Annotated in this window: 28 protein-coding genes and 1 riboswitch; of the genes, 3 read left to right on the top strand and 25 right to left on the bottom strand. The window is 51.6% G+C overall.

Going from position 1 to position 23,078, the window contains the following annotated elements; all coding sequences use genetic code 11:
- Window positions 1-119: 119 nt before the first annotated feature.
- The 8 genes from EIZ37_RS15420 to EIZ37_RS15385 all read right to left on the bottom strand — a co-directional run bounded on the left by EIZ37_RS15420 (window position 120) and on the right by EIZ37_RS15385 (window position 5,483).
- Window positions 120-638: a GNAT family N-acetyltransferase gene (locus EIZ37_RS15420; protein WP_134685646.1), complete on the bottom strand. Its 519-nt coding sequence runs from the start codon at window positions 636-638 to the stop codon at window positions 120-122.
- Window positions 639-690: 52 nt separating this feature from the next.
- Window positions 691-1,782: a tRNA (adenosine(37)-N6)-threonylcarbamoyltransferase complex transferase subunit TsaD gene (gene tsaD, locus EIZ37_RS15415; protein WP_134685645.1), complete on the bottom strand. Its 1,092-nt coding sequence runs from the start codon at window positions 1,780-1,782 to the stop codon at window positions 691-693.
- Window positions 1,775-2,275, bottom strand: a complete 501-nt coding sequence (rimI, locus tag EIZ37_RS15410; protein ID WP_407921146.1) for a ribosomal protein S18-alanine N-acetyltransferase — start codon at window positions 2,273-2,275, stop codon at window positions 1,775-1,777. Before rimI ends, tsaD begins: the two co-directional genes overlap by 8 nt.
- Window positions 2,251-2,958, bottom strand: a complete 708-nt coding sequence (tsaB, locus tag EIZ37_RS15405; protein ID WP_134685644.1) for a tRNA (adenosine(37)-N6)-threonylcarbamoyltransferase complex dimerization subunit type 1 TsaB — start codon at window positions 2,956-2,958, stop codon at window positions 2,251-2,253. Before tsaB ends, rimI begins: the two co-directional genes overlap by 25 nt.
- Window positions 2,939-3,415, bottom strand: coding sequence for a tRNA (adenosine(37)-N6)-threonylcarbamoyltransferase complex ATPase subunit type 1 TsaE (gene tsaE / locus EIZ37_RS15400; protein WP_134685643.1), 477 nt, complete (start codon window positions 3,413-3,415; stop codon window positions 2,939-2,941). The genes tsaB and tsaE overlap by 20 nt, the downstream gene beginning before the upstream one ends.
- A gap of 36 nt (window positions 3,416-3,451) precedes the next feature.
- Entirely contained in the window at window positions 3,452-4,477 is a 1,026-nt protein-coding gene (gene thiL, locus EIZ37_RS15395) for a thiamine-phosphate kinase (RefSeq protein WP_134685642.1), read from the bottom strand.
- A gap of 131 nt (window positions 4,478-4,608) precedes the next feature.
- Entirely contained in the window at window positions 4,609-5,079 is a 471-nt protein-coding gene (locus EIZ37_RS15390) for a SprT family protein (protein WP_134685641.1), read from the bottom strand.
- 74 nt (window positions 5,080-5,153) lie between these two features.
- Entirely contained in the window at window positions 5,154-5,483 is a 330-nt protein-coding gene (locus tag EIZ37_RS15385) for a cupin domain-containing protein (RefSeq protein WP_134685640.1), read from the bottom strand.
- A 170-nt stretch (window positions 5,484-5,653) separates the two neighbouring features.
- Between EIZ37_RS15385 and EIZ37_RS15380 the strand changes: the two genes are divergently transcribed.
- A complete protein-coding gene (locus tag EIZ37_RS15380; RefSeq protein ID WP_134685639.1) occupies window positions 5,654-5,989 on the top strand; it encodes a hydrolase/acyltransferase in 336 nt (111 codons plus the stop codon).
- A gap of 77 nt (window positions 5,990-6,066) precedes the next feature.
- A complete protein-coding gene (gene cmpA / locus EIZ37_RS15375) occupies window positions 6,067-6,192 on the top strand; it encodes a cortex morphogenetic protein CmpA (RefSeq protein ID WP_134685638.1) in 126 nt (41 codons plus the stop codon).
- Window positions 6,193-6,261: 69 nt separating this feature from the next.
- On the opposite strand, the gene EIZ37_RS15370 is transcribed toward cmpA, so the two are convergent.
- The 11 genes from EIZ37_RS15370 to EIZ37_RS15320 all read right to left on the bottom strand — a co-directional run bounded on the left by EIZ37_RS15370 (window position 6,262) and on the right by EIZ37_RS15320 (window position 15,403).
- A complete protein-coding gene (locus tag EIZ37_RS15370; RefSeq protein WP_134685637.1) occupies window positions 6,262-8,424 on the bottom strand; it encodes a Tex family protein in 2,163 nt (720 codons plus the stop codon).
- A gap of 475 nt (window positions 8,425-8,899) precedes the next feature.
- A complete protein-coding gene (sigB, locus tag EIZ37_RS15365; protein ID WP_134685636.1) occupies window positions 8,900-9,697 on the bottom strand; it encodes an RNA polymerase sigma factor SigB in 798 nt (265 codons plus the stop codon).
- Entirely contained in the window at window positions 9,678-10,148 is a 471-nt protein-coding gene (gene rsbW / locus EIZ37_RS15360; RefSeq protein WP_134685635.1) for an anti-sigma B factor RsbW, read from the bottom strand. The genes sigB and rsbW overlap by 20 nt, the downstream gene beginning before the upstream one ends.
- On the bottom strand, window positions 10,145-10,480 hold the full coding sequence (locus EIZ37_RS15355; RefSeq protein ID WP_134685634.1) for an STAS domain-containing protein: 336 nt from the start codon (window positions 10,478-10,480) through the stop codon (window positions 10,145-10,147). Before EIZ37_RS15355 ends, rsbW begins: the two co-directional genes overlap by 4 nt.
- 63 nt (window positions 10,481-10,543) lie before the next feature.
- On the bottom strand, window positions 10,544-11,530 hold the full coding sequence (locus tag EIZ37_RS15350) for a PP2C family protein-serine/threonine phosphatase (RefSeq protein WP_134685633.1): 987 nt from the start codon (window positions 11,528-11,530) through the stop codon (window positions 10,544-10,546).
- 43 nt (window positions 11,531-11,573) lie between these two features.
- Window positions 11,574-11,975 carry an anti-sigma regulatory factor gene (locus tag EIZ37_RS15345; protein ID WP_134685632.1) on the bottom strand — a complete coding sequence of 134 codons (402 nt, stop codon included), beginning with the start codon at window positions 11,973-11,975 and terminating at the stop codon, window positions 11,574-11,576.
- 261 nt (window positions 11,976-12,236) lie between these two features.
- Window positions 12,237-12,587, bottom strand: a complete 351-nt coding sequence (locus EIZ37_RS15340; RefSeq protein WP_134685631.1) for a type II toxin-antitoxin system PemK/MazF family toxin — start codon at window positions 12,585-12,587, stop codon at window positions 12,237-12,239.
- A gap of 4 nt (window positions 12,588-12,591) precedes the next feature.
- Window positions 12,592-12,843: a CopG family ribbon-helix-helix protein gene (locus tag EIZ37_RS15335; protein WP_134685666.1), complete on the bottom strand. Its 252-nt coding sequence runs from the start codon at window positions 12,841-12,843 to the stop codon at window positions 12,592-12,594.
- A gap of 283 nt (window positions 12,844-13,126) precedes the next feature.
- Window positions 13,127-14,305 carry an alanine racemase gene (alr, locus tag EIZ37_RS15330; protein ID WP_134685630.1) on the bottom strand — a complete coding sequence of 393 codons (1,179 nt, stop codon included), beginning with the start codon at window positions 14,303-14,305 and terminating at the stop codon, window positions 13,127-13,129.
- Window positions 14,306-14,308: 3 nt separating this feature from the next.
- Complete coding sequence (locus EIZ37_RS15325) at window positions 14,309-14,746, bottom strand: hypothetical protein (RefSeq protein ID WP_134685629.1); 438 nt, start codon at window positions 14,744-14,746, stop codon at window positions 14,309-14,311.
- 102 nt (window positions 14,747-14,848) lie between these two features.
- Window positions 14,849-15,403 (bottom strand): helix-turn-helix domain-containing protein, encoded by a 555-nt coding sequence (locus tag EIZ37_RS15320; protein WP_134685628.1) that lies wholly within the window; start codon window positions 15,401-15,403, stop codon window positions 14,849-14,851.
- 113 nt (window positions 15,404-15,516) lie between these two features.
- On the opposite strand from EIZ37_RS15320, the gene EIZ37_RS15315 reads away from it, so the two are divergent.
- Entirely contained in the window at window positions 15,517-16,101 is a 585-nt protein-coding gene (locus tag EIZ37_RS15315; protein ID WP_134685627.1) for a LysE family transporter, read from the top strand.
- Window positions 16,102-16,183: 82 nt separating this feature from the next.
- On the opposite strand, the gene EIZ37_RS15310 is transcribed toward EIZ37_RS15315, so the two are convergent.
- The 6 genes from EIZ37_RS15310 to EIZ37_RS15285 all read right to left on the bottom strand — a co-directional run bounded on the left by EIZ37_RS15310 (window position 16,184) and on the right by EIZ37_RS15285 (window position 23,041).
- A complete protein-coding gene (locus EIZ37_RS15310) occupies window positions 16,184-16,522 on the bottom strand; it encodes an STAS domain-containing protein (RefSeq protein WP_134685626.1) in 339 nt (112 codons plus the stop codon).
- Window positions 16,515-16,919 (bottom strand): ATP-binding protein, encoded by a 405-nt coding sequence (locus tag EIZ37_RS15305; protein WP_167568911.1) that lies wholly within the window; start codon window positions 16,917-16,919, stop codon window positions 16,515-16,517. The genes EIZ37_RS15310 and EIZ37_RS15305 overlap by 8 nt, the downstream gene beginning before the upstream one ends.
- A gap of 14 nt (window positions 16,920-16,933) precedes the next feature.
- A complete protein-coding gene (locus EIZ37_RS15300) occupies window positions 16,934-18,520 on the bottom strand; it encodes a methyl-accepting chemotaxis protein (RefSeq protein WP_134685624.1) in 1,587 nt (528 codons plus the stop codon).
- A complete protein-coding gene (locus tag EIZ37_RS15295) occupies window positions 18,520-21,120 on the bottom strand; it encodes a chemotaxis protein CheA (protein ID WP_134685623.1) in 2,601 nt (866 codons plus the stop codon). Before EIZ37_RS15295 ends, EIZ37_RS15300 begins: the two co-directional genes overlap by 1 nt.
- A 2-nt stretch (window positions 21,121-21,122) precedes the next feature.
- Entirely contained in the window at window positions 21,123-21,584 is a 462-nt protein-coding gene (locus tag EIZ37_RS15290) for a chemotaxis protein CheW (RefSeq protein ID WP_167568909.1), read from the bottom strand.
- A gap of 89 nt (window positions 21,585-21,673) precedes the next feature.
- Window positions 21,674-21,758: riboswitch (cyclic di-GMP riboswitch) on the bottom strand.
- Window positions 21,759-21,847: 89 nt separating this feature from the next.
- Entirely contained in the window at window positions 21,848-23,041 is a 1,194-nt protein-coding gene (locus tag EIZ37_RS15285) for a PP2C family protein-serine/threonine phosphatase (RefSeq protein ID WP_134685621.1), read from the bottom strand.
- Window positions 23,042-23,078 lie beyond the last annotated feature (37 nt).

Genomic DNA, 23,078 nt, shown 5'->3' with positions numbered 1-23,078 from the left:
AGCTTTATCCACATTCTCCACAGCTCAACCCACAGCGAAAAATTCGATCTGCTCGGGCTTGAACAGTTTTATCACCATTATTCACAAGAATACATGTTAACAACCGCTTTCATCTTTTTTTAGTTTGTGGATAAGTCCTTCGACATACAGATCACATTTCCCATGCTCTCCGTCGCGCGCAATTCATAGCGGACAAATCCATGCTTTTCATAAAAAGGAACGACACGCTCATTTTTCTCCAGCACCCCTAAGTGCAGGGAAGCGAAGCCGTTTTCCCGATACCACGCCATCAATGTATGCAGGCACTCTGCTGCCATTCCTTGCCCCTGCTTCTCCTGATGCATCATGAGCAAGCCAAGCCAAGGGTGACCATCTCGCGGATTTTCCAAAATAAACTGAAGGATGCCAATCACCCGATCCGTCTGCATCTCGCAAACAGAGATCGTATACGACCCGGGCATCGCCTGATTTTCCTCGTAATCGCGCATGACTTCCTGAGCGGTAACAGCGGACTTTCCTTCTGATATCTCCATGAAAAACGGATTGGAGTTATACACTTCTACCAATTGCGGAATGTCGGCAGAAGTGGTGGGACGGTAGGTTAAACGGCTGCTCTTTTGCGGAAACGCAGTGACCATGTTGTTGTGCCTCTCTTTCTTTTTCGTATGTAAAAATGAAAGAAACCGCCCCTTATTCAGCACAAGAGGCGGTTAAATCCAAGCCAGGGACACCGTTCAAATCCAAATCGGCAAACTCCCCTTTGGTATAGGAAACGTAGCCGGCAGCAGCGATCATCGCCGCATTGTCCGTGCACAGCGACAAAGGAGGAATGACCAAGCTGAGCCCTTCCGCTTCGCAACGAGTCGTCAATGCGGTTCGCAACCCGCGATTGGCGGCAACCCCGCCTGCCAGCAAGATTTGCTTGGCGTCGTATTCCCTTGCCGCTCGAATCGTTTTCTCCACCAAGACCTCCACCACGGAGGCCTGAAAGCTGGCGGCCAGATTGGCTGGGACAATGGTTTCCCCGCGTTGGGCTGCGTTGTGCAGCGTATTGAGCACGGCCGATTTTAAGCCGGAGAAGCTGAAATCATAAGAATCCGGCTCCAGCCAAGCCCTTGGCAAGGGAACATTGGCTTCCCCTTCATGAGCCAAGCGGTCGATATGCGGTCCGCCCGGGTATGGCAAATCCAATGAGCGCGCCACCTTGTCGTATGCTTCTCCCGCCGCGTCGTCCCGCGTTTCTCCGAGAATCTCATAATGACCATGCTCTTTCATCAGGACCAGTTCGGTATGACCGCCGGAGACCACTAAAGCAATCAGCGGAAACTGCATTTCGGTCACCAAGCGATTGGCGTAAATATGCCCGGCGATGTGATGCACCCCGATCAGCGGAATGCCCCTTGCAAAAGAGATCGCCTTCGCGGCCGCTACCCCGACAAGCAAAGCGCCGACCAGTCCTGGCCCGTAGGTGACTGCAATGGCATCGATCTCATCCAGCCGTTTTCCGGCTTCCTGCAGGGCTTCCTCAATGGTCATCGTAATATTTTCCACATGACGGCGGGAGGCAACCTCCGGCACTACGCCTCCGAAACGTTTGTGAATGTCCGCTTGTGAGGCGATGATGTTGGACAGCACAGTCGTTCCATCGACTACGACAGCGGCCGAGGTTTCGTCACAGCTCGTTTCCACCCCGAGGATCGTGACCGGGCGACCTGCCGTCAATTGGCTGCGGTATGCTGCTTGTACGCGTTGTTGATAACGCGATTCCTTTTGTCTACTCATGTAATGTCACCCACATAATAATGGCGTCTTCCTGATTATCGGAATAATAGTTCTTTCTTCTACCCGCTTCTGTAAAGCCCAGCTTGGCGTATAAATTTCGCGCCGTCAGATTGGAGGGGCGCACCTCGAGCGTCATCCGCTTGCCGCCGTACAGGACAGCCATGCCCATCATCTGGCGCATCAAGGCCTCGCCCAGCTTCCTCCCCCGAAACTGCGGGTGGACAGCTATATTGGTAATATGCGCTTCATCCAAAATGACCCACATGCCGCAATAAGCGACTACCTTGCCGTTGCTGGTCACCACCACATACTTGGCATGCTGGTTGATCGTCAACTCGTTCACGAATGCGTCCCTAGGCCAAGGTGTGGTAAAAGAGAGATGCTCCAGCTCCACGACCGCATCCACATCATCCAAAGTCATAAACCGAATATCGATTTGCTCTTGCGCTTCCATCCGTTGCCCCTCTATTACCCGTTCTGTTTGGCCAGCCATTTGGCTTCCGCCTCAGCGACCTGCAAATATTCCGGCACCAGCTCATGGACCGTGCCTGCCTGCATCAAAAGCTTTTGCCCCAACCAGCCGATGTGGGCTGCGCGCGGATGATTAAAAGAGACCGGAGCGAAAAGCGCTTGCTCTCCCAAATCAGCGAGTATGGACTCGCGGTGCACAGCGGTATCATCCCCCAAAAAGAGCAGCGGCGCTCCTTTTGCCTGCTCCTTAACAACGGACAGCCAATCCGTCAGCAACATGATTCGCTCTTCTAAGACCAATTCGGCCAGTCCCGCTTGGTCCGCCTGATAATACCCGGTATATACCTGACCGCGCCGGGCATCAAAGAGCGGAATGATCCCGCCGGAAAATCCAAACGCGTTCATGGCTACCGCCTGTAAGCTCGAAACCCCTACGACAGGAATCTGGAGCGACCAAGCCATGCTTTTCGCGGTGGATACGCCAATGCGCACACCCGTGTAAGAACCGGGGCCCTTTGCTACCGCAATCCCGGAAAGCTCCTCAGGTCCCATGTCCAAGTCGTCCAGCAGCTCGGAGATGGCATCCATCATCCGGACGGAATGGTTTTTCTGCAGATTGGTCGTGATTTCGCCCAACACACGTTTCTCGTCCACGACCGCCACGCTCAGTACCAGGTTGGACGTGTCAATCGCCAGTACGCGCATTGTAATCAAACCTTTCACATTTTTCTATGTATCGCTCACCCAGCGGTTCGAACTGGCAAATCCGGCTCTCCCCTTCACCGCGGGCGAGTGTAATCGTGAGTCGCTCGTCTGGTAAATACGGCTCGATTAACGAGGCCCATTCCACCACACAGACGCCCTCGCCGAAAAAGTATTCGTCCAAGCCCAGCGAAGCCACATCATCCTCCACCCGGTAGACATCCATATGATAGAGCGGCAGCCTGCCTGCGTATTCTTTAATCAGCGTAAACGTCGGGCTGTTGACCACCTTTTTGATGCCCAGCCCCCGAGCCAGCCCTTGTGTGAAGGTGGTCTTGCCTGCGCCCAGCGTTCCTTCCAACGCCAGGAAGTCGCCTGGTTGTAAAAGAGCGGCAAACTGCTCGGCAAAGCTTCTTGTCTCCTCCTCGCCTTGCAGCACCCACCGATATTCCTTCGTCATGTACCGAATCACCCCGTATGTATCAGACCCGCTTCGCTAACGGGAGAAATGATTGTAGCCGCCTTTTGGCAGCGGTCTTTTCCTGTCTTGCGCATCCGTTAGCCAGACCGCTGGTTCCCCGGCTTCCACACGGCCGATCACGCGGAACGTACAATCGTGCTCTCGGAAAAGCTGCTCCATTCGCTCCGCTTCCCCGGCAGCCACAGTGCCGACAAGCTCATAGTCTTCGCCACCGTACAAGCCCCAGTCCAAAGCGGACTTTCCAGCATGCAAAGCGTACTGCCGCGTCACATCCGCAATGGGAATGATTGACTCTTCTACGACCAGCAGCGCACTGCTCGCCTCGGCAATTTCCCACAGCTCGGAAGCGAGGCCATCGCTCACATCATTGAGCGCCCCCGGCCTTAAGCAACCGGTGAGCAATAATCGTCCTTCCTGGATGCGCGGAACCGGCCGGCGATGCTTGCGGATCAGCTCGGCCCACTCGCGGAAAGCGGCTTCGTCTCGTTGCCCCGCTTCTTCTGCGGACAGCAGCAGGTGGAGACCTGCCGCTGAACCTCCCACGTTCCCCGTGACAAAAATCAGATCACCGGGCATTGCACCCGAGCGCCGGATGGCTTTTCCCCGTTCCACTTCCCCCAGAACGCTGATGGAGAGGTGCAGGGCGTCAGGTGTTGACACGGTATCCCCGCCGATAATCCGCACGCCGTAGGCTTCAGCCGCTTCATAAATGCCCTCATACACAAGCTCACAGTCCTCTTCTGTCCATGTAGGGGAGACACCGATCGTGACCATCGCGTACTTGGGGATGCCGCCCATCGCGGCCACATCGCTCAAATTGCTGACCAACGCCTTGTATCCGATATCCGCAGGCTTCATCGTCCTGCGCAGAAAATGAACCGTCTCGATCATCGCGTCGCAGCAGGCGACTACCTCCATACCCGATGCAACGCCAAAAACGGCGGCATCATCTCCAATTCCGATGGACAGTCCGTCGCCGCCCTTATCTGTTGCCGATCGGCTCGTCCATTTTCGAATCCGGGAGAATTCATCCAGCGCCACCGTTCTCTCTCCTTTTCCCGATCTACACAGCGGAAGCGAGACAATCAGCCGATCGGCCTGCCTCGCTCCCCTCTGTTTGATTGTGCATTCATTATACCGTTGGCAAAAACAAGGTGCAACCCGCTTCCCGGCTAGGCCTGCGCGGAAAGCGGACGCAAGCGCAGTTTCCCCCGGCACCTGCCGCATACATAGCGGGTCGGATCCATTTTTCTCTTCCGTTTATACGACATCCCGCAATGATCGCACAGCAATTCATATTTATAAGGGAGAGCTTTCCTCGTCATCGATGGGAGGCTTTGGCAATACCTGCTCCCACCCACCGCTTTCAACAACCGCTTAAAATCCGGGTCGATATGGCGATACCCCTTGCCCTCCAGATGGAGATGATAGTGGCACAGCTCGTGTTTGATGATGCCTAACAGCTCGTCTTCTCCATGCTCGGCCAAATGGCGCGGATTAAACTCGAGATCATGCGACCTGAGCAGGTAGCGACCGCCTGTAGTCCGAAGACGTCCGTTAAAGCGGGCCTGATGACGGAACGGCTTGGCAAAAAACTGCTGCGACACCGATTCCACCAATACTTGCAGCTCTTGATCTGTCATCATCATTCCCTCCTTCCGGCAGACTTCCCCTCTCACCATATCAGTTTTTGCTCTAGCTTGCTACGGACATTCGGTCAAGATCGCAAACTGTATTCAGCCGGCGAAAAGATGACCATGACTGTCAAGTCCTCCGTAATGCTATGGAAATGGTGTTTGGCATGAGCCTTTACAAAAAGGATGGAACCCGCTTTCACCCCAATATTCTCTTCCTCTAAGCAAAACTGCGCACTCCCTTTCAGGACTACGTACATTTCATCTTCCGTATGCGGCTGTTGCCCATCCACAGCACCTGCCGCCAACTGATAGATCCCCACACTCATGGAATCCTCGCGAAGAAACTCATGATAGATCTCCCCTGCTTGAGATTGCGTACGCAGCAATTCTTCCAATACGAAATGCATCATCATTCCTCCCCCTCTCATTCCCAAGCATTTCCACAACAGCAGCCATGTTTCCTTTCGCTCGCGATAAACGGCGGCTACTTTCTGCTTGAATTCCTGCTGAGAATTGGGCTACACTTGACGTGGACTTGGCTTTATTCGGAGTCAAAAATACGAGATTGCGGAGGAACCGTATGCGCTTTCTACTTTTACAAGAAGCGGATGGGCTTCACTTTGTATCCATGCCCGCCTCACATATGTATCAGCTGGTCGCCTTATTCAAGCGGCTTCATAAAGAGATCGACAAACTGACCATTGCCGACCGCCCAAAATTGCCAACGGTAATCGCGGAATGCAGCGATCTGGAGCTGTTCGCAGAAAGCGCTCGGTTAGAGGACGGACTGTCCTACGTCAGCAAGCTGGAGCAGCGCTTTGCCGCCCTGCAGGAGACCGAATACCCACTCATCTCCCTGCTGACGGAAATTCGCGCCCTGCAAGCCCAGCTCGAATATTTGCAGGAAGAAGAATAAATGTGAAGCAATAGAGACAGGTACCCGGATCGCCTCTTGGGCATACACTGCCAGAAGAGCGATCAGGAGGTGCCCCAATGCCACAGTGGATGCGGAGGCAGTTACAACGTGCCTTCTTCGGAAAAGACGTTAGACAAATTCGTCTCTTGAACAGCTGCTGGTTTTTATACCTGGAAAAACACGGCGGCCGTCCTCAGGAATAGGATGGCCGCTGCCTAGTTGGTTGCCGTAGACCCTACAGCGTGATGATGCTGTAGGGTTTTTTGCTGGCTTTATTCTGCTCCCGGTTCAATCATGGTCAAGCCGACACGCTGACGCTGTTCATCGATATCCACGACCCATACATCCACGATGTCCCCAACGGTAACGACATCGAGCGGATGCTTCACGAAGCCTTTTTTCAGACGGGAGATATGGACGAGTCCGTCGTTTTTCAAGCCAATGTCCACAAACGCGCCAAAATCCACGACATTGCGCACGGTTCCCTGCAGCTTCATGCCTTTTTGCAGATCCGTAAGCTTTAGCACGTCTTTATGCAAGAGCGGCTTAGGCAGCTCATCACGCGGGTCGCGCCCCGGACGCAGCAGGCTTTCCACGATGTCACGCAGGGTCGGTTCCCCGATCTCCAAGGCTGCCGCCATCTCGGCGATGTTTACCTTTTGCAGCTTTTCGCGGCAGTGGTCGGTGCCGATATCCTCCGGTCCAAGGCCAAGGGTTTTCAGCAATTGGTGGGTAGGCGCGTACGATTCCGGGTGAATCGGGGTCTTATCCAAAGGATTCTTCCCTTCCATGACACGCAAAAACCCAATGCATTGCTCGTAGGTCTTGGCTCCAAGGCGAGGAACCTTTTTCAATTGGCCACGGTCTTGAAACTTTCCAATCTCTTCGCGCATTTTCACGATATTGGTGGCGACCTGTTTGTTCACGCCCGAGACATATTGCAGCAGCGAAGCAGAGGCCGTGTTCACATCCACCCCGACATGGTTTACCGCGGACTCGACGACGAATTGCAGGCTTTCCGCCAATCGGTTTTGCGACACATCGTGCTGATACTGACCGACTCCCACTGACTTCGGATCGATTTTCACCAGCTCTGCCAGCGGGTCCTGCAAACGTCTAGCGATCGAAACCGCGCTGCGCTCCGCTACATCCAGCTCAGGAAACTCTTCTTTGGCCAGGGCCGATGCCGAGTAGACAGAGGCGCCCGCTTCATTGACGATGATATAGAAAATTTCTTTGTTGATTTCCTTCAACACATCGGCGATAAATTGCTCGGTTTCCCGCGAAGCGGTTCCGTTGCCAATTGCCACGAGGGACACACCGTACTGGTCAATCAATTTTTTGACATGCTCTTTGGCTTCCGCCACTTTATTGACCGGCGGAGTCGGGTAAATCACACTCACGTGGTGCAGCTTGCCCGTCTCGTCTACGACAGCCAGCTTGCAGCCTGTCCGATAGGCTGGGTCGACACCCAGCACCACTTTGCCCTTGACCGGTGGCTGCAGGAGGAGATTGCGCAGATTCTCGGCAAAGATGTGGATCGCTCTCTCTTCCGCCGTCTCAGTCAGCATGGTCCTCACTTCCCGCTCGATGGAGGGGGCGATCAACCGTTTATAGCTGTCTTCCAGCGCAGCCGTCAGCTGCTCGCGGGCAACTGTCTCCCGCGTGATGACACGCCGGGTCAAAAAGCTGTGGATCTCCGGAACAGGAGCGTCGATGCCTACCTTCAAAATGCCTTCCTTTTCCCCGCGGTTCATCGCGAGGATGCGGTGGGGCACTACTTTTTTGATCGGCTCGCTGTAGCTGTAGTACATCTGATAGACGTTCTTGCCGTCTTCCTCGGCCTCCTTTTGCTCAGCGGAGATGCTGCCCTTCTGATAGGTTGTCTCCCGGATCCATTTGCGGATGTCCGGATCATCGGAAATCTGCTCGGCAATGATATCCATCGCGCCTGCCAGAGCTTCCTCCGCTGTCTCTACCCCTTTTTCCGGATTCACATAGCCTTCCGCCTCAGCCAGCGGATTTCCTTGTGTCGGCAAGGACAGCAGCCATACCGCCAAAGGTTCGAGCCCTCTTTCCTTCGCCATTGTCGCCCGCGTGCGGCGTTTTTGCCGATACGGTCTGTACAAATCCTCGACTTCCTGCAGCTTTGCGGATTGCTCGATCGCCTGCTTCAGTTCGTCTGTCAATTTCCCTTGTTCTTCTATGAGGCGCAGCACCTCTTCTTTTCGGACGGTAAGGTTGCGCAGGTAGCGGACACGCTCTTCTACCTCGCGAATCTGGGTTTCATCCAGCTGACCTGTCATCTCTTTGCGATAACGTGCGATGAACGGGACTGTATTCCCTTCATCGAGCAGTCGGATGGTGGCTTCTACCTGATGTGTTTTTACCCCAATCTCCCGGGAGATGGTCTGGGTCATCAACGCTATATCCATGTGTGATAATCCCCCTATGTACGGAACTTTTCGCTGTCCTATTGTATCACAAAAATTTCCTTGCCTGTTGGGGATTTGGCGGACGGGACGTAGTGGTCTGGAAGAGAAGCGCGGGAGCGCTCCGTTCATGCCACACCTGCAGGGAGGTTGGACTGTCCGGTTCCGCTCGCAAAAACGGGACGTCGCCCAAAAGCGCCTAAAGGGCGCGGGTATCTCACGGGAGTGGTTGAGCGACAAGCGTGTCCCGTTTTTGCAAGCTCCACCTGGGTAGGTGTGGCAAGGCCTCCGCGCTTCCCGCACTTCTCTTCTTCACCGTGACTACCGCCTATCTCGAACTAGGAAAAGACCGCGAATAAAAAAGAAAAAGCACCGTCAAATCGGTGCGTAGAAAGCATCTATATTCCAAAATCGATTAACAACAAGAATAATGAATCGGATGGAGCTTGTGATGCAGGAAGCCAGCCAATTTGTAAAACTACTCCCCCGCCGTCCTGCGCTGCTCCAGCAAGCCTTGCTTTTCGATCGCTTCCCTGAGCTTGGACAACGCCCTGCGCTGCAGTCGGGACACATGCATTTGGGAAATGCCGAGTTGGTCTCCTGCCTGTTTTTGACTCAGATTATCAAAAAAAGTAAGATGAATGATTTCTTTTTCCCGCTCGTTAAGCACATGCAGGATTTTTCCCAGCGTGATTTCCCGCTCTACATGGGCAAAGCCGTCGTCAAGGCTTCCTACCAAGTCGAGCAGCGTGATCGTGCTCCCGTCGCTGTCCGCCTCTATCTCGCTGTCCATGGACAAGGAGTGGTAGTTGCGTCCCATCTCCATCGTCTCCAGCACTTCTTCCTCGGTCACAGCGAGATATTCGGCGATATCCGCAATCTGCGGGGAGCGCTGCAATTGTATCGTAAGCTCGTCCACCGCTTTCTTAATTTTCGGACTCAGTTCTTTAATTCTGCGCGGGACATGCACACTCCAGGTCTTGTCCCGTATATATCGTTTAATTTCCCCTACGATGGTAGGGATCGCGAAGCTTTCAAAGGTGCGTCCAAATTCCGCATCAAAGCGGCGTAGCGCCCCCAAAAGCCCGATCATGCCCACCTGCACCAGATCATCCAAAGGCTCCTGGCCTTTGGCAAAACGGGAGGCAAGGGACTCTACCATCGGTTTGAAATGAATGACCAGTCTGGTCTGTGTTTCTTCGGTTGGCGTTTGCTGATAAGCGGCGATCAACTGGGCGACAGCTTCCTTGGTGAGCCTAGTTTGCTGCTCCGCCATGTTCCGCCACCCCGTCCTGCCGGAGGTATTTTGTCATCGAGATCATGACGCCATGTTCCCCGCTGATTTGCACTTCATCCATCAAGGTGTGGATCAAATAAAGCCCCAGGCCGCCTTCAGTCAGCTCGTCAACCGAGAGAGTGTGATCGATCGGTTTTAGTTTGGCTGGTACAGCATCAACCGGAAAGCTCTGACCGTCATCCGCAACCTCAATGACCATGCGATCCCCCATGATTTTGCAGCGCAAATGGATGCTGCCGACTTCATCTGCCCCATAGGCGTGCTGAACCACATTCGTACACGCTTCTGCGACCGCCAGCTTCACATCCTCAATATCGTCATAGGCCATGCCCGCTCGATTGGCAAGCCCCGATACAGTCAGCCTCACCACACCCACGTATTCCGGACGAGCAGGTAAAGACATTTCGATGACATCCACGCCTTTTGTCATTCCTGATCCTCCCCAGCTAACGAGGCAATCGAGATGATTTCATGAAGCCCGGTAATGCGGAACAAGCGCTCAATCCGCGAAGGCACCTTGTCCAGCTGCAGCTGACAGCCGCTCTGGGCAGCAGCCTTCAACGCCCCAATGATGATCCCGATTCCCGTGCTGTCCATATACGATACATGCTCGAGATCGATGGTTACAGATTGTTCTGAACCTTGCTGCACAAGAGGAAACAAACGATCTCGCAATTGCTGCGCCGTAAATGCATCCACCTCTCCGCTGAGAGACAACACTTGCTTTCCATCCCCATTTTCCATCCTGATCGATAAGTTCATACCCATTCCCCCTGTGTGTATGCGAGCCATGCTGGTAAAACCGCTTGCAAAAAACAGACTCTTTTACTTGCGCTGAATTACGATCATGGTGTGGTCGTCCGGCAATTCGAAGCTGGATGCTTCCAAAAGCTTGCGATACAAATTGTCTGCCAAGACCTGCGCTGGATTTCCGATCTCTCTTTGTATGTACGCGACCAGATCCTCCCGCTGCATATAGCGCTGCCCCACCTTGCGATCGATCACCCCGTCTGTCATGAGAAACAACATGTCTCCCGGAAGCAGGTCAACCTCATTTTCCGGATAAGATGCATTCCGCTTTACCCCTAAGGCCACTCCCTGTCCTGTCAAATCGAGAAACTGCTGTTCCTTTGCGCGGTATAGGATTCCCGGGTCATGTCCGGCCACTGCATACTGGAAGCGATGCCGATTCACATCATATCGGCCGCACACCATCGTCACAAACATGCTGGAATCGATATTTCGCTCGACGACCCCATTTAGATAAAAGAGCATTTTCGAAGGATCAATCGAGGAAAGATACATGCTGTCCATCGCATATTTGATCATGGACATACAGAGAGCAGCCGGTATCCCCTTACCTGTTATATCGGCAATTGCGAGACTAAATGAATGGTCTTCGTGCTGGATAAAATTGTAATAATCCCCACTCATCCTTTTGGCGGGTACGCTGACCAGCCCGATATCGATGTCCGGATAGGATGGACGACAATCAGAGAGAAGCTGATACTGCATGGTCACTGCCGCTTCAATCTCATGTTCCAATTGCTGCTGCTTGTTCCGCAGGGAATGGTGTTCGCGGTACAAGTAACCGTATTCAATCATGACTTCCGTGAGAAAATGGAAGGATTCCTGCACCGGTTCCGGGATGTCCAAGGTTTGCTCCAGTGCGAGCAAATGCATATCGACAATCTCTTCGGGCGAGATGTTTTGCCGCAAAAACCATTTGCTCAGCTGCTGCGCTAAATACAGCTGGGTTTCTCCCCGTCCCTCCAGATACGCTTGTAAAATCTCCTTGTACTGGGCTAGCATATGCTGTCGTCGCAGTGTGAATCCCTCCTTTCTTCGTCTGCTGTTAATTGTTCCACTTCACTACCGTTACTTTTGTGCCCATCCCCACTGCACTCTCGATCGTGAAGTGATCCACCATCCGTTTTACCCCGGGCAATCCAGCACCCAATCCGCCAGACGTGGAGTACCCGTCTTCCATCGCTTTGCGTATATCTGTAATTCCGCAACCCTGATCTTCAGCGGTTATGCGGATGCCACTCTTTCCTTCATCCTCTACGGCCTCCAGCGTAATCGTACCCTTTCCGGCATAAAGAAAGATGTTGCGGGCCAACTCCGAGATGGCGGTTGCAATTCTGGACTGCACGATATTGCCGAAACCAAGCTGTTTCGACATATTTCGGCCAGTTTGTCTTGCAAAGACAATGTCCTGTTCGTTCTCTATCACGATTCGGTTTGCCACGGCCATACCTAGAGACTCCCTTCTCGACGCATATCTCATCCCTGACCTATTGAAGCCGAGTCCGTGCCTAGTCAATTTTAAAAATATATCCTGCTAGCATACATTCGCCAAAATTCGATAAATTCCTTCCCTCCCCAGTAGGGAGACAGGCTTTCTCTTCACTCCAATTATTTCCCTGATTTCACAACCAATCCATCTTTTTTGCTGTACAAAGGAAAAAACCACACCCTGTTCCTCGGGTAGTGGCTGCCTGTGAGCGATATGCACTTAAAAGTCGATTAATCCCAAACTAATTTGCAGTGATTCATTTACCTTTTCCATCATCTCTTCATTCAGATGGGTAATCTTATCGGTTAGCCGTTGCTTATCAATGGTTCTTATCTGTTCCAAAAGGATAACAGAATCACGATCGAATCCGTATGTTTTGGCATCGATTTCAACATGCGTCGGCAATTTGGCCTTTTGAATCTGTGCCGTGATAGCGGCGACGATAACCGTCGGACTAAATCGATTTCCAATATCATTTTGGATGACTAATACTGGCCGTATGCCACCTTGCTCGGAGCCTACGACAGGAGATAGGTCCGCGAAAAAAACATCGCCACGTTTCACAATCACCGGCTTACACCCCGCTAACTAAGCGGTCCAGCGTGAGGTCAGCCTCTTCTTCAGCTCCAAATGCTTCCGATGCCATATTCAGATTAATCTTCGCCATTTCCATATAGCCTTTTTGCATGGTTTCGCGAATGTAGCGTTTCTTCCGCTCTTTTAGGTACAGGTTCATCGCTTGACGGATAAACTCACTGCGATTCGAATTCTCTTTTTGAATGACGCCATCCACCTCTTGCAATAAATGCTGTGGCAGGCTAATCATGATGCGCTTTGAATTGGTCTTCGACAAAGCAATCCACCTCCAACCATGACCGTAACTGTCTCAATGTTCTAGTAGTCCACGAATCCAGATATAACAATACCATTATGTCGAACAATATGCAAAAATATACCTGCAGGAGATGATGGATGGCAACCGCTCGTAACCCACATGCCTTTGCTTGCCCCGCAGTATATGAGGAATTGTAAACATGCGAAAACTCTGCCTCTAAAGGTATTCGCTCCGGGCAATGGAAATCCTGCTTTTTGGCGAGTGTTACTTATTGTCACTTCGGCAAAATCTGATGACTGACGCTGACCAGCTGCCCCTCCCGTTTGTAAACGCGCGGCACCCTGTAATTCAGCATGCACGGAACCTCATAGTTGATCGTCCCCAAAAGCGCAGCCGCCTCGTCCAACGAAATTTCCGCTTCTCCTTGCTTACCGTACAACACCACCTCGTCTCCAATGTCCGCTGTTGCTCCGGTAATACGAATCATGGTCTGATCCATACAGACTCTTCCGACAATCTGCACCTTTTGCCCGGCATGCAGGGCGAAGCCACGATTCGAGAAAGCGCGTGGAAACCCATCCGCATAGCCAATCGGCAGCGTAGCGATGGTTTCTCCCGTCTCCGCCGTATAGGTAGCCCCATAGCTGATCGTCATGGGCTCCTCGGCTCTTTTCAGGTGGACGATTCTGGTTTTGAGCGAAAGGGCTGGTGTCAGCTCCACATCACGACGCTCTTTCAAATACATGGATGGATATAACCCGTATAAGCCTATGCCGAAACGGATCATATCATACCCCCATTTCGGAAAAGCAATCGCAGCCGCTGTATTGCAGCAATGCACGGTCGGCAAGGTGAATCCATGCTGCTTCAATGCAGCAAGAAGGGCTGTAAACCGTTCATGCTGTGCCAGCGTATGAGCGGTATCTTCCTCATCCGCGCAGGCAAAGTGCGTAAAGATTCCGGACCATTTCAACCGAGTGGCCGAAGCAAGCCCCGCAGCCAGCTCCAGAAGCTCTTCCTCCTTGCGAACGCCAATACGCCCCATGCCGGTATCTACCTTGATGTGGATGCCTACCGGTCGAGCAGCGCCTGCTTGCACAAGGCGGCTCTCGGCTTCCTCGACCCACTCTGTATGATAAGCCGTTAATTCAACTTCCCATTCGCTAGCTTGTATCACTCCGTCGACTGGCGTATAGCCAAGCACCAGGATCGGAGCCTGAATCCCCGCCTGGCGCAGAACCTTGGCCTCGTCCAGCATGGCGACTCCCAAGGCAGTCGCACCCGCACTCAAGGCTTCACGCGCCACTTCAACCGCACCATGTCCATAACCATCGGCTTTCACCACAGCCATGATGCGTGTTCCCACAGGAATATGGCTGCGGATCGTGTGAACATTCGCGCGAATTGCATCCAGATCAACTTCTACCCATGTATCGCGGACATACGGCTTCATCGCTCATCGCTTGCCTTTCTTTCGGAAATAAAAAAGTCGTTCGTTCAGCTGGGCAAGAAACTCCCTGGAGACCATCAATGATTCACGTTTCCCGCTTAGCCGAAAGACATGTCGTCCTTCGATCACCGGCTCCACTTCATTCAGTGGATAGGACCTTTCCTGACCGGAGATCGAGACGATCAAATGTGTCCGGGTCAGCGTATAACGGGGTTTCATGACTGCTTTATAAAAGAAAGGAGAGAGTCCCACCACAGCGATCGCGATCGCAAAAGCCAGAACCTTGAACATATTTGATTCGGTTCCAAACATATTGGAAAGCACGAGCATCCCCAAAACGAACAGAATCGTTTCATAAACCCGCATTTTCAAGCTTTTTCGCAGCAGCAGGTCCTTATAGGTTGATTCTACTTCCATCAGTACTTCAGGCGGCCGGTATTTCATCGCGTAATCAGTCACCTCACACCATAGTTACGCGTATCTTATCCTTTTTTGACAGGCTGTGTCAATAAAGCGAAGGGGTTGTTCGCAAGGCGCAGAGGGATGTTACGCCGGATAATAGATCACCATGCTTAAACGGGCAAGATTATCTCCGGAATTATGGTAAGCATGCGGCCGATCCGCCTTGAAACGGATAGAATCCCCGCTTTTGACGGTGTATTCCATGTGATTGACGCGGATGGTTACTTCTCCATCGAAAACCGTAATCAACTCTTCCGTCCCCGCTGTGTGTGCATCCGCCCCATGATACCCGCCTTTTTCGATTTCAACTGTATACATTTCAAAACGTCTGTCACCCTGGAAAGGAAAGCAGGGATATACGCGGAACCTGCCGTTATCCTCCAGCAAAGGCTGTACCTCGCTTTTAAAAACCATCTTGGTGTCCGGCTGCGGTTCATCAATCAGCGCACTAAACGTGATCTTTAAGCCGTTTGCGATTTTCCAGATGGTGGTGATCGTAGGACTCGATTCGCCTCTTTCAATTTGGCCGATCATGGTTTTGCTGACGCCTGTAAGCTCTGCGACCATTTCCAGACTCAATTTTTTACTTTCGCGAAAAGCCTTCAGGTTCTTCGCAATAACCAGGTTGATGTCCGCCATTCATCATACACTCCCCGTATACAATATAACGACCATATTGTACAATAAAAAGCAGGGCGTTATGTTGTCTGTTTCGGTCGATATAACACACGATTTGAATAGGGGTGTTCTGCATGCCGATATTTTCATTTCTGCTCTTTGTTTTTGTCACCAGCTTTACGCCGGGCCCCAATAACATTATGGCCTTGTTCTTTGCCCATAAATACGGGCTCAAACGCACCGTCCGGTTTTGCTTGGGAGTGAGCGCCGGCTTTTTTGTCATCATGGTTCTGTCCTGTTTTTTCAACCGATTGCTGACCCATTACATGCCCAGGATTGAGTTCATCCTGACGATCATCGGCGCCGCCTACATGCTGTATTTGGCGTTCCTGCTCCTTCTCAGCAAACCGACTGGGCTGGCTCAACACAGTGAGGCAACGAACGGCTTTCTGACCGGCATGCTCCTCCAATTTGTCAATCCCAAAGGCATTTTATACGGGATTACCGTCATTTCGACCTTCATCCTTCCCTACCATAGCTCGGAGGTAAAACTGCTGTTTTTCTCCCTTTTCCTTGCCTTTGTCGGGTTTTTAAGCACTTTTTGCTGGAGCGCATTCGGTTCCGTATTTCAAAGATTCTTATCAACCTATCAACGCCCGTTTCATATCACGATGGCCTTTCTATTGGCATACAGCGCCGTATCGATCCTTATCGTGTAAGAAAGCTTGCCCCGCCATTGACAGACCGAGACCGAAAAGAGGAGGCCGTCTCATGATGAGATGGCCTCCGTGTTGGTTCCCGCTATTTTTTTTGCGCAAAATATGCACAGGCTTGTGACTTTTCCGTAAACAGTTTGATGAAGGTATCGAATTTTACAATCGTAAACAGCTCTTGCACGGTTGGCTGGATGCCTGCGATTACCAGCTCTTTCTGCTTTCGTCGAGCCTGGATCACAGAATCGGCAATAATGCTCAGTGCCACACTGTTCAAATACGAGACATCGCTCAAATCGAGCAGAAGGGCTGCTTGCTCCACTTCCAGCCATTCCTTCATTTCCAGACGAAATGCTTCGGCGTTTTTCAATGTAATATCTTCTGGCCACTTCAAGGTGGCAACCGGTTCCGATATCGGTTTACTCATTGCCTTTACAACTCCTATCTTTGCGCATCGTAAACTCGATGTAGGTCTCTTCTTGACGCACGTTCACTTCATCCATCAAATGGAGAATGAGCGGCAGGCCTCTTCCTCGAAGGGATTGCGGATTCAGCGTCCCTCCTGCAGGTAACGAAAATAGCTGACCGCACTCCCGAATCATGATCTCCAGCCGATCCGGGTGAATCTGCCAGCGCACTTCGTATGGCAGCGTCTGAACGGACGAGTAGTGTTCGAACGCATTGGTGCATGCTTCTTCTGTCACCAGGCGCAGGTAAAGGATTTCACTCGCAGGAAAGGCCATTTCCCTCGCGATCCGTTCTGTCTGTGCCATTGCGTCCCATATGTCAGCTTCGTTGAAAATACGCTTTTTGATCAATACCAATTGGCCATCCATAGCTAGACAGAAAATTTGGCCGTAATCTCGTTTAGCTGCTCGGCCATCTTTGCCAGCTCATTCGCCGTCGCGGCCGTTTCTTCTGTCCCAGCGGAAGCCTCTTGTGTCAAAGCGGCGATATTCTCCACCATCATCAATACGTCGGATGATTGGGCGGCCTGTTCTTCGCATGCAGCCGCAATTTCGGTTACCTTTCCTGCCGATTCCTTCACCACAGAGATGATCTCTCCAAAGGTTTGGCCAGCATGAGCAACCTGTACATTTCCGGCTTTGACGGATTCAACCGAGGCAATGGTGTTTTGCTGAATTTGTTTGATCAATTCCGTAATTTCCTTCGTCGCTTTTCCGCTTCGCTCCGCCAGTTTCCTCACTTCTTCCGCAACCACCGCAAATCCTTTTCCAGCCTCACCAGCCCGCGCTGCTTCGATTGCCGCATTTAAAGCGAGCAAATTCGTCTGCTCTGCGATTTCGTCGATCACTTCAATGATTTCTCCGATTTCGGACGACTTTCCAGCAAGCTCGTTTATTTTTTCGCTGATCTCCTTCATGCCGGACACCGTATCTTGGATGACGCGTTCCCCTTTTGCCGCCATCTCTACTGTCACTTCGGACGACGTAGCCGCCAGCTCGGAATTGCGGGCTACCATTTGGATCGCTTCCGCCATTTCACGCATGGTCTCTGATACGCTTACTGCCGATTGCGACTGTTGATTGGTTCCTGTAGCGATTTCATTGGTGCTGGCGGAGATTTGCTGTGCGCTCGCGGCCAGATTATTAGCATTCTCTACCACCTGCCCAACGACTACGGACAGATTGTCCATCATCTTGTTAAATGTAGCCGACAACAATCCCACCTCGTCTCGGGATTGATATTGGCTGCGAACCCGCAAGTCTCCTGATTCTGCTTTTCCCATGAGGTTCATGATATGCTGCAAAGGATTTGTGATGCTTCGGGAAATAATCCATCCAATGATGGCAGATACGAATACGGAAATAACAGCAAACGAGAGCATGATCCCGTTCGTCTTGGTCACATCGCGTTTGATTTCTTCATTTTGGGCTGCCGCATGCTCAGCGTTATAAATCGCAAGCTCATCCAATATCGCGTTTACTTGTTCCCGGACAGGCGTCACCTTTTCACGGTAATGGCGCTGCGCTTCTTCCATTTTTCCTGAGGCAGCCAACTCTACAGTCTGGTTGACCTCAGTGAGGAAGGCAGCGAATAGTTCCTTCACGATCGCTAATTTCTCTGCTTCAAACGTTTTCAGTTCCGTTTGCTCATAGGTCGTCAATAGCTTTACAATCTTTTCTTGCCGCTCTTTGATTGCAGTAAGAAAAACTCTTTCTTCTTCCTTTTTGTGAGGGGTCAGGAACTGCAGCAAGTTCACTTCAATGCCCCGGTTGAAAGCACGAATTTCATTCAAGCCTTTCACCGGAATCAACTTATTCTCGTACATGTCATCTGCAAGCTGTGCGGTGGTGTTCATATAAACGAGGCCAAAGGTAGCCACCAAAGCCAAAAAAACCATGTTCATGACGATCAGCACCAGCAGTTTTCTTCCGGTTTTCAGATTTCGCAGCCAATTCATTAACGTGTACGCTCCTTTTCTCCCACCTGCGGGAGTGTAGTCTTGTGCATGATTTCTTCCAGATTGGGGAGGAAAACGATACGATCCGGCAATTGACAGATCCGCTGCACGGCCTTGTACCTTTCCTGCTGGATTAGCGATGGTACTTGGATCCGGCGACGATCAACTTGTAACACTTCGTTAACCCGATCAACCAGGAGTCCAACCAGCTGGTCAGCGGTCTCCACGACAATAATGCGGGATTGTCGAGTAACAGGCTGTTCATCGTACTGTAAGCTTCGTCGCATACAGATGATCGGCATCAATACCCCGCGCACTTCCGCGATCCCCAATACTTCGGGAGGTGCCTCGTTCAGTCTGGCGATCGGAGGAACCGGGATAATGTCTCTCACCTGGCCAATCTCAAGACCATACGCTTCCTTTGCCAGCGTAAAAACAGCGAGCTGCATTTCTTCTTGCGTTTCCTTCCGTTTCGCTGTTTCATCTGCATCATCGTTTGTCCCGTTCTCCTTGACGATCGAGGCCACATCCAAAATCAAACCGACTTCTCCATCTCCCAATATGGTAGCCCCCGCCAGATAAGGTGGATTGTCGAGAAAACTGCCCAGTGATTTAATCACCATCTCCTGGCTGCCCAGCGTCCGATCCACGATCAGGCCAACGCGTTTTTCAGCCAATCCGATCACGACAACCAGCAGATGTTTTCCGGCCTGCCCGGCATCCTCGCATCCTAGGGTGGCATGCATTCGTTTGAGCGGCAGTACGCGTCCACGAACAACGCCCACCGATTGATGTTTGATCGTCTTGATCTCCGCCAGTGGAAACCGAATAATCTCGAGTACATTGGTAAGCGGAATGGCGAAGGTTTTGCTGCCCATTTTTACCAATAAGGAACGAATAATTGCTAACGTCAGCGGCAGCTTTACCGTGAAAGTAGTGCCTTTCCCGATTTCGGTTTCAATGTCGATCATCCCGTTTAACTTTTCGATATGGGAGCGGACAATATCCATTCCCACGCCCCGGCCGGAAATGTCTGTCACTTGTTCTGCTGTCGAGAAGCCGGGTTGAAAGATGGAGAACAGAACCTCCCGATCCGTTAGCGCCTCCGCTTCTGCTTGGGTATAGATCCCTTTTTTGATCGCGGACGCTTTGATTTTCGCCGGATCGATCCCTTTTCCGTCGTCACTGATGGAGATGACAATATGATTTTCCTGATGGGCTGCTCGGAGATAGAGCGTTCCCTTTGCAGGCTTGCCTTGGCGGACTCGTTCCTGTGGCAACTCAATCCCGTGATCAACCGCATTGCGCAGCAAATGGATAAGCGGATCTCCAATTTCCTCGATGAGCGTGCGGTCCAATTCGGTCTCCTTTCCTTCGATGATAAAATCGATCTCTTTGCCGATCTTTTGGGCAAGATCCCGGATCATCCGAGGGAAACGATTGAAAAGCTGTTCAATCGGAAGCATTCTCGTTTTCATCATGCCTTCTTGCAGATCGCTGATCACTCGGGAAAGATGGTGCGTGATTTCTCCAAAGACCTCCATATTGCTATCCGAGCAATCTCCATTGATGATCCGGTTGCGCACGTCATGCAGGCGAGTCTGATCGATCACCAATTCGCCGACCAGATTCATCAGCTTCTCCAATCGATCTACATCCACACGAATCGTTTGCTGTACTTTGACCTTGCCTTCTCCTTGGCTGCGCGGTGCAAGCGTGGGCTCTGCTTCGTCCCCGTCCTGATCACGCGTCTCCTCCTGATCCGTATGGACCATACGGATCGTCGTCCCTTGGCAAAATTGATCCAGATTGCCTGCATGAATCGTATCGATGTGGACGGTCTCGATGTCGGAAATTTGATTCACCAATTGCATGCATTCCTGGGTCTGGCTTTGCGTAACGAGAAGAAAGACAAGGCTGCCGGAAAACTTCTGCTCATCCTCCATGATCTCCACAGAAGGAAAGGAAGCGAAAATTTCCCCTACTTCTTTCAAGTTGTTATGGACCAGAAACGCTCGCGCTGTTTTCAACAGAGCGTCATCGCGGATTTTGACGTAAACGGCCAGCACTTTGAAGTCACTTGCCAGAGCTGCCTCCGTCAGGCTCCGCTGGGATTCATCCAGCTGTACCAGGGGCCAGGTCTCATCCCGTGATGCGCTCCCGCTGTTATTCATATTCCCATTCCGGTTGACAGCGTCTTCGCTAACCCCTGCGGATTCCTTGACCTGATCCAATCGCTGGACGATTTCGTCAATGTCAATCTCATCAATCGTCCCATCCAAAATGGCTTCCTTCAGCATTTTCAGATAGTCGATGCAATTCAACACCAGATTGACGACTTCTACATCTGCGGTAAGCTGCTTATTTCGAATCAAATCGAACACGTTCTCAAGCCGATGGGTTACCTCTTTCATCGGAGTTATGCCCATCGTCGCGGAAGACCCTTTCAATGTATGCGCTGCCCGGAATATTTTTTGAATGGTCTGCTGATTATCGGGGTTCTGTTCCAGGCACAAAATCTGTTCATCCAGCACCTGCAGCTGTTCGTCGACCTCGTCAAGGAATATCCCCAAGTAGGCAGACAGATCGTAATCAGACATGGTTACTCCCCCTCGCTTTCCGTGGGATAAAGCAGTCTGCGCAGATCTAGCATGCCGATCACCTGATCATCCTGCTTGGCCATACCGATGACGAATCCCTCCGTATGGGCCAGCATCGGATCAGGCGTTCCCTCCATCTCGTTGTCTTGGATATTTGTCACCTTTTTGACGAAGTCGACGACAAGCCCGATCTTCTCGTCATTTTCTCCCTTCACAATCAACACTCTTCCATGCTTGTCGAGCTGTTTCGCAGGGAGTCCCAAGCGGCTGCGAAGATTGACAACCGGGATAATGTTGCCTCGCAGATGGATAACCCCTTCAATATATTTTTTGACACCCTCGATGGAAGTGATCGGCCTGGGGCGAATAATCTCCAGGACCTCTTCAATGCCGAGTGAGTAAACTTCCTCTCCTACGGAAAACACAACGAATTTGCCTTCCTTTTTCACACTGACTGCGTCCACCCACTTTCCTCCTTGCTGAACCGTTTCCATGAAAAAAACTGTTTTGCCGAAAAGGGAAAACAGTCTGCCAGAAAAAGCTTCTTCTCGCGTTCGGTAACCCAGCCGCCTTAGTAGAATCACCGTAGACCTGTGGTTTTGCGTCCCCACTTTTCAATGAGTTTGCCCTTATCAAAACAGATTCAATTGTTTAATACTAATAAAATATTCGCAAGATTATTTCATCTATCTATACCCCGCAGTTTCCCAGTTGAAACTTGCGAATCTTAGCCATGCCCGTTCGGCAGATTGACCGAGATGAGACAAACATCATCATCCTGTGTCGCATGCTTAGCGGTTGGCGGGAAAAAGCGCTTGATAAACGCGGCGTTCTCCAACGAGTCCGTATCGATCAATAATGTTTGGATCTGTTCTCTTCCGGTTTGCAGACTTGGAGACAGCATTTCCAACAGCCCATCCGTAAACATGATGAACCTCGTTTGCGGAAGATACCGTTTTTTTCCCTTGGCAATGGGCGGTTGATCAACAATCCCCAGGGGAATACAACCTTCCGACAATGCCTGCACAGAACCCTGATGATACAGGTATGCCGGGGGATGTCCTGCATTGACGTACTCCACTTCCCGATTTTTCGTATCAAATACCGCGTATATGCCTGTAACGTAGGACACGGCCGTCTGCTCTTCTTCCTTGAATAAACGATGGATATGCTTATTTAGCTCCTGCATCACTTTAACAGGGTCGACCACACGTACAATCAAACCGCGCAGCAGCGCACGGATCGACATGCTGACCAGCGCCGAAGACACTCCATGACCGACTACATCCAGCAAAATGATCCCGTATTTATGCTGACTGATGGGATACCAGCAATACATATCGCCAGACAATTGCGCGGAAGGCAGGTAGATCGCATCGATTTCAATCTCCCGGTTGCTGATCGGAGCGGAGAGAACACTATGCTGGACTCGTTTTGCTTGTTCCAGATCCTCCGACATGCGCGCTTCCGCCACTTTTTGCTCTGTCTTATCGCGGAGCGTCCCTCCGATTCCCCGAAATGGATGCCGCGTGTCAGCCAGCATAAACAGGTCGGCCTCAACCCAGCGCACTTCGCCGCTGGCGGCAATGATCCGGATATCCATACTCCGCCGCTGTTCGTTGCTGTGGATGAGCGCGTGCAAAGATTCCATGAGCACAGCATGATCCTCTTGGCAGACAAAGGGCAGCAAAGGCGAGCCGATCGTGCTAGTTACCGCGTACCCGGTCAACGCAGTCCAGGCATCATTTATAAAAAGGCAAACACCGCTGCCATCCGTATGAAAAACTACTTCACGCATTTTACCGAGAATATGGAGGAAGCCTTCGTTGCTCTTTTGCAGCTCAAGCACCCTTGTATTTGCTTGTGCCAGTTCCTTGCGTAGACGATGTACGTCTGCTGTCGAAATCATCTGCTTCTTCATTTTCCCTCCCAACCAAGCCCGGTGCTTTCTCTTTCTT

The sequence above is a fragment of the Brevibacillus migulae genome, from assembly GCF_004521915.1.
Lineage (GTDB): Bacteria > Bacillota > Bacilli > Brevibacillales > Brevibacillaceae > Brevibacillus_F > Brevibacillus_F migulae.
This window is presented reverse-complemented; position numbering and strand designations above follow the sequence as displayed.